This window comes from Falsirhodobacter sp. 20TX0035, assembly GCF_028307215.1.
GTDB lineage: Bacteria > Pseudomonadota > Alphaproteobacteria > Rhodobacterales > Rhodobacteraceae > Falsirhodobacter.
In genome coordinates this window covers 19,950-30,504 of sequence record NZ_JAQMHV010000021.1, presented here as the reverse complement: position 1 = coordinate 30,504, position 10,555 = coordinate 19,950, and the positions used below count along the sequence as shown (strand labels likewise).

Below are 10,555 nucleotides of genomic sequence, written 5' to 3'. Positions count from 1 at the left end.
CTGCGCGCCATGCCCGAAAGCTACGGCAAGACCGCCCGCCGCGTTCTCAAGGCCTTTGAGGCCCGCGCCCTGACCTGATGAGGACCGGGATCAAACGAGCACAAGCGCGCGGGGGACACCCCGCGCGTTCTGCATTCCGGGGGCACGGGGTGACCGCAGGGTCACATCGGTCATAGGCAGGCCGCTGTGCACAGGCTTGCCAGGACATGAAAAAGGCTCGCAGTGGCGGGGTTTTGGCCAGATGCCCGACCGCAAGGCCGGCGGAGGGTCCAACGCGGTCGGCGGGTCATAGGCAAGACCCTGGACGGGGGGACGTCACGACCGGCCGGGCCCGGAACGAACCAAAGCCCGCCCACGCGGAACCCGGCAGCAAGCAAGGCGGGCGGGACGGTTTGTCCTGACATGAAAAAGGCCCCGCATCGGCGAGGCCTTCTTTCTGGAACGGTGCAAGATCAGACCCGGTCGCCCAGCTTGCCCTTCACCGTCCCCGCAACGTCCTGCACCGTGCCCCGCGCCTGCTGGCCTTGGCCGCGCTTATTTGCATCGCTGGGTGCAGACAATCCATTTCGTGACATTGAAAGCCGCAGGGCAACCCACAAGCGGTCTCACATCAAAGATCATAAAGGGCGGCAAAAACCGCGCAGCACCACCGCCAGCGTCCGGCGGAACGTCAGTCGATCCCCGCCCGTCGGCGAAGCGAAGCCATCAACCGGGTCGCCTCGGCCAACAGGGCCGTGTGGTCTATGCCGACCAGCGCTCCGCCCCGCTTGCGCAGGATCCCCCCTGCGATCACGGTGTCGACGTTGCCGGGATGCGCTGCGTGGGTCAGCAGGAACTCGGGCGTGCGGACAGGGGCGGTGTTCACCGCATCCGTCCGGACCGCCACCAGATCCGCCAGCATCCCCGGCGCGATCATGCCCAGATCGGCGATCCCCAGCGTTTCAGCCCCGCCCGCCGTGGCCCAGTGCAGCACGGTCGCGTCCTTCACCGCACCCTGCGTTTCCGTCTGCCCGGAGGCGAGGTCGGAGGTCACCTTCATCACCCCGAACATGTCGGCGTTCCCGGCCAGCACCATGTTGTCCACCGACAGCCCGATCCGCAGCCCCGCCGCCGCCATCCGCGCGACGGGCGGGATGCCGTAGCCCACCTCCAGCTCCGTCCACGGGCTGATGGAGACGGGGGAGCCGTGCTGGGCCATCAGGCGAAAATCCTCGTCGCTGGCCTGGGTGGCGTGGACGATCTGCACGTCGCGGCCAAGAAATCCGCCCTCGGCCATCCTGGCGATGTTGCCAAGCGTCCCGCCCTTGCGGTCGGAGGCGACGTGGGACGTGATCGGCAGCCCCATCTCGCGCGCGATCCTCCATTCCTCTTGCCAGATGCGGTCCTCGCTGCGGTCCGGTCCGCGCGTGCAGAGGCCGAGGCGCATCGTGCCGGTGTCTGCGAACCGCTCACGGAAGGCGCGCAGGGCGGCAAAGTCCATCCGCTCCCCCGGTTTCAGATCCTGCGGGTAGCCATAGGCGAAGATGCCGCGGATGCCGCCGTCGCGCATCGCCTCCCATTCCGCGGCCGCGAACTCGGCGCTGCGGGTGTTGTGGGCCCAGTTGTGGACGGTGGTGATGCCGGAGGTCCATGCTTCGGCCAATGCCAGCTGCACGGACAGGGCGGCGGCCTCCGGCGTCCAGATCTTTGCGAGCGGTGCCATGGAGTTCGAGAACCCGCCGAGGTCGGTCTGCCCCATCCCCCGCGCGATCGTGTTCCACATGTGCCAGTGCGTGTCGACCATGCCAGGCATCAGGAGCGTGCCGGACATGTCGATCACCTCCGCCCCCGCCGCGTCGGGCTGGCCTATGGCGGCGATGCGATCGCCCTCGATCAGCACGTCGGCGGGGCCTATGCCCAGAACCTCCGCGCCCTTCAGGAGAAGTCGCTGCGGTGTCTGCGCGCGCAGAGCGGCAGGCAACAATGTCGTGGCAGCGGTGGCGGCGAGCATCTGGCGACGATTCATGCGGGATCTTTCGGAACGAACACGGCACGCCCCAGCGGCGCGCTTTCCAGCGACGCAGGCAGCGTCATGCCCAGCGTCAGATAGGGCGGAGACAGCCGGTTCTCCCCTTTGTCATGTTTCGGCAGCCACTCGGTCTGGGCGGCGGGCACCATCAGGTGACGGTCCGCGTCGATCCAGATCGCATCGGGGGAGATCAGGCGGTCATCCTGCACCAGCGTCAGGATGCGCCCGTCCGGCACCCGGACCGCGATGCGACGCGCCGCCACGTCGGACAGGTAGATGTTGCCCTCATCGTCGATGGCGGTGCCGCCGATGGGGGGGATCTCGGCCACCGTCTCGATCCGTTCGGCCAGCGCCTCGCCGTCCAGCGTCCACAGCGCCTTTGTCTCGATCCGTCGCAGCGGGCCGGCGGGAAAGGCCCAGTAGAGCCATTTGCCATCCGTCGAAAGCTCGATCATGTCGGCATGGGTGGCGGGGCGCTTGCCGTTCTCGTCCTGAAGCGGACGCCCGGCGGTGCCGACCTGCACCCGGTCCGGATCGACCCGCAGCAGCGGGTGGTGCGACAGGCGGCGCAGGGTCGTGCCGCTGTCCAGATCGTGCAGAATGATCGCGCCAAGGCCGCTGTCGGTCACGTAGATCTTCGCGCCGTCCTTGCGCAGGTCGTTCATCGCCGCGCCTTCGGGCAGGATATCGCGTCCGAAGGTCAGCTTTTGCGCCAAGGAGCCGTCGGGATGGAAGGCCAGCAGTTTCTGCCCGCCCTCTGGTCCGCCCTGATCCACGGCCCAGATCAGGCCGTCGTCGAAGGCGTGGACGGCGTTGATCGCGACTAGCCGATCCTCCGGTGCCGTGTCCGGATCATGCCACGCGCCGCCGGGAAAGGGGACGACCTCCGCCCCCTCCAGCCGCCCGATGCCGGGGGAGGGGCCGGTCCAGCTGGGCAGCGAGAGATAGATGCGACCCTTCGCATCGGTCGTGACTCCATTGGCAAGGAAGGGCGAGCCGAGGAGGACCTGCATTCCGCCGGCCGCGCGGGCGGAGAGAGGCAGAAGGCTCGCCGCGGTGGCGGTCTGGATCAGGGCGCGTCGGGTCATCATCAGTCGGTCCTCTTAAGCGGGCGGGGGTTGCCAGCGCATGTGCGTGGCGCCGGGGGCGTCGCAGGTCGGGGGCGTCGGGAACTGCAACAGCTCGATCAGCGAACCCCAAGGGCAGCGGCCGAACCAGAGGACGTTGCCCTCGCCCTCCTCCTGCCCGAAGAAGGGGTTCGGCCCCTTCAGCATGGTGCCGCCCGCCGCCGCCATCGCCTCGCCCACCGCCTTCACATCGTCGCAATAGATGGAGAAGTGGTGCACGCCCATGTCGGTGATTTGTGGCACTTCGGCCCGCGTGGGGGTCATCGCCTCGAACAGTTCAAGGTTCGCGCCGCCCGCGATGCGCAGCATCGACAGCGCGCGAAAGCCGTTGTCGGCGGGGACGCCATTGACCTCGGCCATGTCCGCGCCCGGCTGATCGGGGCCGTCCTTGGCAACGCCGCGATACAGAACCTCGGCGCCGAAGGCCTTGATGAAGAAGGCCTCGGCCTCGGCGATGTCGGGCACCGTCATGCCCACATGTTCGATCCCACGGACGGCCATCAGCGCAGCACCGCCGCACCGGCCTCGGCGCAGGCCTGCTCCACCGGCTCGTTCGCGCCGGACACGGCCACCGCGTCCACGCAGACGCCGTCGACCATCAGGGGCTCCCCCCCGCCCAGGGGGATCATGCCCGGCAGATCGCCCAGCCAGGTCTGGCCGTCCCGCGCCATCTGGCCGAAGTTCGCGAGGCTGTCCTGAAACTTGGCCGAGGACTGCGCCTTGCCGATCGCGCCATCGACGCCGCCGGGCACGCCGCCATCGGCGCGGCTGAAGGCCACGAGCCAGCCGCCGCGATCCACGACAGCCACGGAGACGGGAAACTCCCGCTCCCGCCCGGCCTGCACGGCGGCGGCGATGACGGCCTGCGCGGCTTCATGGCTGATGGAGGGTTGGTTCACGGTTTTCATGATGGCTTCCTTTCTGTGTCGGTGTTGGAACGCGCGGATTGCCGCCAACGTTTCTTGCGAAACGTGGAAGTCAGCCTTCGCGGATCGGAAAGACATGTCCCGGATCGACCATATCGACGACCTGCGCGCCTTCGAGGCTGTGGCCCGGATGGGCAGCCTGTCCGCCGCTGCGCGTGAGGTGGGGGTGGCACTGTCGGTGCTGTCCAAGCGCCTCGCCCGGCTGGAGGCGGCGGTGGGTGAGCGGCTGGCCGAACGCTCCACCCGCGCGCTGCGCCTGACCCCGGCGGGGGAAAGCTTCCTTGGCCCCTGCCGCGACGCCCTGACCGCCTTTGACGTGCTGGAGGATCGCGGCGACGCCCCCCTGCGCGGGCGCATCCGCCTCAGCGCCTCCGTCGCGTTTTCGCAGCGGCGGATCGCGCCCTGCCTGCCCACCTTCCTGAACGCGCATCCGGGCGTGACGGTGGAGCTGATCGCGACGGAGCAGAGGGTGGATCTGGTTCGCGAAGGGGTGGATCTGGCGCTGCGGCAGGGCCCCGTGTCGGAAGTGGGGGAGCGGCTTGTGGGGGACGCGCATCTGCTGGTCGCCTCCCCCACCTATCTGGCGCAGCACGGCACGCCAAAGGTGCCGGAGGATCTGGACGCGCATCGCTGCCTGACCGTGGGCCGGCCCGCGCCCCGCATCTGGGCATTGCAGGACGGCACCCGTCAGGCGGACGCGCGCATCCATCCGGTGCTGACCGGGACGGACGGCGAAACCGCCCATGCCGCCGCGCTGGCCGGGGGCGGGATCGCGATGAAGTCCGTCTGGGACGTGATGGAGGATCTGGTCGAGGGGCGTCTGGTCCATGTTCTTCCCGGCTGGCACACGGGTGGGCGAGAGGTTCGTGCGCTGCTGCCCTCGGACCGCCGGCCGCGGCTGGTGCGGCGCCTGCTGAAACATCTGCGGGACGAACTGGCCCCCCTCGCGCGGCATCCTCTGCTGGAAGGCGGTTGAGCGGGCATCCCGTGACCGTCACGGCAAAGCCATTTGACAGCGACGGGCGGGGGACGGATCATGCAGCGTTCCGGCGCCTGTCATGGAACATCCGGCGCGTCCTGGGGCGGCACGGGACGACGAAGATCATTGCAAGCGGGCTCATGCCGCCGATCTTGAGGACGCCTTGGCCTGAATGAGGGAGCAGCGGGAAATGTTGAAGAGCAAGACCCGGCAGGCCGACTGGCGCCGCGCGAACATGGTGAAGTACAACGCCCATCTTGCGGTGCAGCAGGCCCTTAACTCCGGAACGCTGGACAAGCAGCCCTGCGAGGTGTGCGGCCGAACCGTGGTGGACGCCCATCACGACCATTACGACCAGCCCCTGAACGTGCGGTGGCTGTGCCGGCGTCATCATGTGAAGCTGCATCAGGGCGGGGAGGACATGTTCCCGATCCGCCGGCGCTGACGGCCAAGGAAGCGGAGGCGCTGCGACGTTCCGGACCGAAACAACCCGTTCCGGCATGGCCGCAGCCTGGTTCGGCTGGGGGCCATCCCGCGGAACGCCCCCAGCCGAACCGTCGGAGCCTAACACAACCGGCCCCCACTTGTTACGCAGGGCTATCTGGGGTGTGCGGATTTTCTTTCAAATCCCGTAGGCGCACATCCGCCTTACACGCCAAACGTGTGCCGTGGCAGGTCTTCGTCTTTGACTCCTTCCGGCAGTCGGACATGATCGTGGTTCGGATGCGGACGGTCTTGCCGCATCCGGCTGTGCCCGGAGGAGACGACGATGACGCGCACCATGACGATCGAGGCTCTGGCCAAGGACCTGTGCGGCATCCAAACGCGCAGGCTGATCGGCATCGCGGGCCCGCCCGGTGCCGGCAAGAGCACATTGGCCGAACGCCTGCAGGCCCGCATTCCGCACAGCGCCATTCTGCCGATGGATGGGTTCCATTACGACGACGCCGTGCTGATCGCCCGCGGCCACTGGGACCGCAAGGGCGCGCCGCACACCTTCGACGTGGCGGGGCTGCGCGCGATGCTGCACCGCCTGCGGGGCGAGGGCGGGGAGATCGCCGTTCCGGTCTTTGACCGGGATCTGGAAATCTCGCGCGCCGCCGCCCGCGTCATCGGGCCGGAGGTGAAGGTCGTTCTGGTGGAAGGCAATTACCTGCTGCTGGACGATCCGGACTGGGCGCCCCTTCGGCCGCTGCTGGACATGACCGTGATGCTGGACGTCCCGCTGCCGGTGCTGGAACAGCGCCTGCGGGCGCGGTGGGCCGCCCGGCCCGACGGGGCGGCCAAGGTCGAAGGGAACGACCTGCCCAACGCCCGCCGGGTGATCGAGGGCAGCGTGCCCGCGGATGTCAGCCTGCCATCATCTCCGGCGTAGGCTGCACCGCGCCCGTCATCAGCGCCACCGCGTCGGACATGGAGACCTTCTTCGGGTCCACCACGCACAGCCGCTTGCCTAGGCGGTGGACGTGGATGCGGTCGGCAATCTCGAACACATGCGGCATGTTGTGCGAGATGAGGACGATCGGCAGCCCCCGTTCCCGCACGCCCAGGATCAGGTCCAGCACCTTGCGCGATTCCTTCACGCCCAGCGCGGCCGTGGGTTCGTCCAGCATCAGGACCTTCGACCCGAACGCCGCGGCGCGGGCCACCGCCACGCCCTGACGCTGGCCGCCCGACAGCGTCTCCACCGCCTGGTCGATGCTTTGGATCGTCATCAGGCCAAGGGTGTTCAACTGCTCCCTCGCCTGTTTGCGCATCGCGGGCTTGTCCAGCATCCGGAACCACCCCGCCACGCCCCCGCGCAGGATTTCGCGCCCGAGGAACATGTTGTCCGCGATGGACAAAGCGGGGGACAAAGCGAGGTTCTGGTACACCGTCTCGATCCCGAGGTCGCGGGCGGCCTGCGGGTTGGCCAGCGTGGTCGGCTGACCGTCAAGCCGGATCTCTCCAGCATCAGGCTGGACGGCGCCGGTCATGGCGCGGATCAGCGTCGATTTCCCCGCGCCGTTGTCGCCGATCACGGCGAGGATTTCGCGCGGATAAAGGTCGAAGTCCGAGTTGTCCATTGCCACGACCCGGCCGTAGCGTTTCTGCAGGTTGCGTCCCGTCAGGACGGGTGTGTTCCGGATCATGCCGATGCCTTTCTGATCCATTGGTCTGCCGCAACCGCCAGGATGATCAGCGCGCCCACCGTCAGGCGCGTCCATTGGGGGTCCGTGCCCCAGATCCGCAGGCCCATGGCGAAGACGCCCACGATCAGCGCCCCGATCAGCGTGCCGATCACTGATCCGCGCCCGCCGAACAGCGACGTGCCGCCGATGACCACCGCCGTGATGGACTGGATGTTCGCCTCATACCCCGAGGTGGGGGAGATCGAGCCGAGCCGCCCGATCAGCGCCCAGCCCCCGAAGCCGCAGATCAGCCCCGCCACCGCATAGACCGAGATCAGCATTTTCGTCGTGCGGATGCCCGACAGCCGCGCCGCGTCCAGATCGTCGCCGATGGCATAGACGTGGCGGCCCCAGGCCGTGTGGTTCAGGATGTAGAAGAACAGCAGCACCAGCCCCACCATCGCCACCACGGCATAGGTGAAGACGGCCCCGCCCACATGGAACGTGCGGCCAAGGAACTGCAGCAGCGGGGCCGCCGCCTCCACATCCTGCGCGCGGATGGTCTGGTTCTGGGTGTAGATGAAGTTCGCCGCCTCGAACACGAACCAGGTGCCCAGCGTCACGATGAAGGGCGGCAGGCGCACGAGTGCCACCAGCACGCCGTTGACGATGCCGCAGATCGTGCCCAGCGCCAGCCCGCAGAACAGCGCGATGGGTGCGGGGATCCCCAGCGTCACCGCGAACTGCCCCATGATGACCGAGGACAGCACCATGATCGCGCCGACCGACAGGTCGATCCCCGCCGTCAGCACGATCAGCGTCTGCGCCACGCCCACGATCCCGACAATGGCCACCTGTTGCAGGATCAGCGTCAGCGTGAACGCGTTGAAGAACCGTTCCCCCACGATGAGCCCGAACACCGCGATGCCGAACAGCAGCACCATGACCGGCACCAGCGTGGGATTGGCGTGCAGGCCGTGCTGCACGCGTTCCAGCGGCCCGCGTCGGCGCGAAAAGTCCGCGACCTGCGTGCTGGCCTTCGACAGACCAGCCTCGAAATCGTCTTTTGTCTGGCTCATGACCATGATCCCCTTGGCGGCGTCAGCCCCAGCACTGCGCCTTGGCGTCGGCGGAGGTCATGGAGGCGACGCCGTCCACCGGCGCGTCCGTCACCAGATCGACGCCCGTGTCCGTGAAGGTCAGGCCTTCGGACGCCTTCGGCACCGCGCCGGATTTCGCGAATTCGGCCACCGCGTCGACGCCCAGCGCCGCCATCTTCAGCGGATACTGCATGGAGGTCGCGCCGATGATCCCTTCCTCGACGTTCTGGACGCCGGGGCAGCCGCCGTCGACGGACACGATCGTCACGTTGCCTTCCATGCCCACGGCGCGCAGCGCCTCGTAGGCCCCCGCGGCGGCCGGTTCGTTGATGGTGTAGACGAGGTTGATCGATGGGTCCTGCTGCAACAGGTTCTCCATCGCCTGACGGCCGCCTTCCTCGTTGCCGTTGGTCACGTCATGGCCGACGATCCGGTCGTCCTCCTCGTCCCCCACGACGTTCACGTCCTTCACGTCAATGCCGAAGCCCTGCATGAAGCCCTGATCGCGCAGCACGGCGACCGAGGGGTTGGACGGCGTCAGATCGAGGAAGGCGATCTTCGCATCCGCCGCATCCTCGCCCATCTTCGCCTTCGCCCATTCACCGATCAGCACGCCCGCGCGGAAGTTGTCGGTGGCGAAGGTGGCATTGGCCGCCTCGACCGGCTCCAAGGGCGTGTCGAGCGCGATCACGATCATGCCCGCATCCTGCGCCTGTTTCAGCACCGGCACGATGGCTTGGGTGTTCGAGGGCGTGATCAGGATGCCCTTGGCGCCCGCCGCGATGCAGCTTTCCACCGCCTGGACCTGCGCCTCATGATCGCCGTCGACGCGGCCGGCATAGGATTGCAGGTTCAGGCCCAGTTCCTTCGCCCGCGCGGCGGCCCCTTCCTTCATCTTCACGAAGAATGGGTTGGTGTCAGTCTTGGTGATCAGGCACACGGTCGTAGCGTCCTGCGCCATGACCGGCGACGACAGCGCCACCAGCGCCGTCGCGCCCAATGCGATCAGCGGATACTTCATGCGGTCCCCTCCCAAGGATCGGCCCCTCCCCGGGCCTGCACCCTTAGGTAACGCCATCGCAAATGGGCTTGTCAATCATAAATCATTCCAGTTTATATATCGGAAAAAGGGTCGCAGATGACAAAGGCCACCATCAAGGGTTCCAATCAGACGGGCGTCCGTGTCCACAACGAACGCGTCGTGCTGTCGCTGATCCGCAGGCACGGGAAGCTGGCCAAGGCCGACATCGCCCGGTTGTCCGGGCTGTCGGCGCAAACGGCCTCGGTCCTCATGCGCGGGCTGGTGGCGGAGGGGCTGGTGCTGGCCGGCGATCCGCGCAAAGGGCGCGTGGGCCAGCCGTCGGTCCCGATGTCGTTGAACCCGCGGGGGGCATTTTCGCTGGGGCTGAAGATCGGGCGGCGCACGTCGGAAATGGTGCTGATGGACTTCACGGGCGGCGTGCTGGACCGCCGTGCCATCTTCTATCCGCAGCCCTTCCGGGCTGAGGTGCTGGAGTTTGCCACCGGCGCCGCGCGCGATCTGTGCAACCTCTTGTCGGCCGAGGAGCGAGCGCGGATCGCCGGGCTGGGCGTGGCGCAGCCGAACGACCTTTGGGCCTGGGGGGCGGACAAGGACTGGCGCAGCGACGGCATCACGGACGATCTGGCGCGCGCGACGGGGCTGCCGCTGTTCATCGCCAATGACGTGACGGCGGCCTGCGGGGCGGAACAGGCCTTTGGCAAGGACGCGCCCTCGGACTTCGTTTATTTCTTCGTGGGGGCCTTCGTGGGCGGGGGGATCGTGATGGACGGTCGGCTGATCCCCGGACGGATGGACAATGCCGGGGCGCTCGGCTCCCTTCCCGTGGCGGATGGGAAGGGGGGCGTGCGGCAACTGATCGACGTCTCTTCCATCCATCTTCTGGAACGGGCGGCGCGCGAGGCGGGGGTGCGTCACGTCGACCTGTGGCACGAATCCTCGGTCTGGACGTCGCTTGGCCCGCTGCTGGACGCCTGGATCGACCGCTCGGCCGAAGGGCTGGCGCGCGCGACGCTTGCCGCCATGGCCGTCTATGATTTCGAGGCGGCGGTGATCGATGGAAGCTTCACGCCCGAGATCCGCGCGCGGCTGGTCGCGGCCACCGCCGCCGCGCTGTCCCGGCTGGACCAGAGGGGGCTGACGCCGATCCGTGTGGTCGAAGGCACCGTCGGCCGCACGGCGCGCGAGGTCGGCTCGGCCAGCCTGCCGTTCTTTGCGCGGTATTTCGTGGATCACCGCGTGCTCTATTCCGAAAGGTGAGCGTC

Annotated in this window: 11 protein-coding genes; 4 read left to right on the top strand and 7 right to left on the bottom strand. The window is 68.0% G+C overall.

Features of this window, described 5'->3' with window-relative positions:
- Positions 1–670: 670 nt before the first annotated feature.
- From PIJ50_RS15690 to PIJ50_RS15675, 4 genes are read right to left on the bottom strand one after another with little or no spacing between them, the layout of a single operon-like run.
- Positions 671–2,005, bottom strand: coding sequence for an amidohydrolase family protein (locus PIJ50_RS15690; RefSeq protein ID WP_271976503.1), 1,335 nt, complete (start codon positions 2,003–2,005; stop codon positions 671–673).
- A complete protein-coding gene (locus PIJ50_RS15685; RefSeq protein ID WP_271976502.1) occupies positions 2,002–3,099 on the bottom strand; it encodes an SMP-30/gluconolactonase/LRE family protein in 1,098 nt (365 codons plus the stop codon). The genes PIJ50_RS15690 and PIJ50_RS15685 overlap by 4 nt, the downstream gene beginning before the upstream one ends.
- Positions 3,100–3,111: 12 nt before the next feature.
- Positions 3,112–3,636: a VOC family protein gene (locus tag PIJ50_RS15680; RefSeq protein ID WP_271976501.1), complete on the bottom strand. Its 525-nt coding sequence runs from the start codon at positions 3,634–3,636 to the stop codon at positions 3,112–3,114.
- On the bottom strand, positions 3,636–4,043 hold the full coding sequence (locus PIJ50_RS15675) for a GlcG/HbpS family heme-binding protein (RefSeq protein ID WP_271976500.1): 408 nt from the start codon (positions 4,041–4,043) through the stop codon (positions 3,636–3,638). Before PIJ50_RS15675 ends, PIJ50_RS15680 begins: the two co-directional genes overlap by 1 nt.
- 94 nt (positions 4,044–4,137) lie before the next feature.
- Here PIJ50_RS15675 and PIJ50_RS15670 point away from each other — a divergent pair, with 94 nt between their 5' ends.
- The 3 genes from PIJ50_RS15670 to PIJ50_RS15660 all read left to right on the top strand — a co-directional run bounded on the left by PIJ50_RS15670 (position 4,138) and on the right by PIJ50_RS15660 (position 6,415).
- A complete protein-coding gene (locus tag PIJ50_RS15670; RefSeq protein ID WP_271976499.1) occupies positions 4,138–5,037 on the top strand; it encodes a LysR family transcriptional regulator in 900 nt (299 codons plus the stop codon).
- A gap of 193 nt (positions 5,038–5,230) precedes the next feature.
- Positions 5,231–5,485: a hypothetical protein gene (locus tag PIJ50_RS15665; RefSeq protein ID WP_271976498.1), complete on the top strand. Its 255-nt coding sequence runs from the start codon at positions 5,231–5,233 to the stop codon at positions 5,483–5,485.
- A 324-nt stretch (positions 5,486–5,809) separates the two neighbouring features.
- On the top strand, positions 5,810–6,415 hold the full coding sequence (locus PIJ50_RS15660; RefSeq protein WP_334212736.1) for a nucleoside triphosphate hydrolase: 606 nt from the start codon (positions 5,810–5,812) through the stop codon (positions 6,413–6,415).
- Here PIJ50_RS15660 and PIJ50_RS15655 read toward each other — a convergent pair.
- From PIJ50_RS15655 to PIJ50_RS15645, 3 genes are read right to left on the bottom strand one after another with little or no spacing between them, the layout of a single operon-like run.
- Positions 6,390–7,193 (bottom strand): ATP-binding cassette domain-containing protein, encoded by an 804-nt coding sequence (locus PIJ50_RS15655; protein WP_271976497.1) that lies wholly within the window; start codon positions 7,191–7,193, stop codon positions 6,390–6,392. The genes PIJ50_RS15660 and PIJ50_RS15655 overlap by 26 nt on opposite strands.
- Positions 7,169–8,230: an ABC transporter permease gene (locus PIJ50_RS15650; protein WP_271976496.1), complete on the bottom strand. Its 1,062-nt coding sequence runs from the start codon at positions 8,228–8,230 to the stop codon at positions 7,169–7,171. Before PIJ50_RS15650 ends, PIJ50_RS15655 begins: the two co-directional genes overlap by 25 nt.
- A 22-nt stretch (positions 8,231–8,252) precedes the next feature.
- Positions 8,253–9,272, bottom strand: a complete 1,020-nt coding sequence (locus PIJ50_RS15645; RefSeq protein ID WP_271976495.1) for a sugar ABC transporter substrate-binding protein — start codon at positions 9,270–9,272, stop codon at positions 8,253–8,255.
- Positions 9,273–9,389: 117 nt separating this feature from the next.
- Between PIJ50_RS15645 and PIJ50_RS15640 the strand changes: the two genes are divergently transcribed.
- Complete coding sequence (locus PIJ50_RS15640) at positions 9,390–10,550, top strand: ROK family transcriptional regulator (protein ID WP_271976494.1); 1,161 nt, start codon at positions 9,390–9,392, stop codon at positions 10,548–10,550.
- Positions 10,551–10,555: the final 5 nt, after the last annotated feature.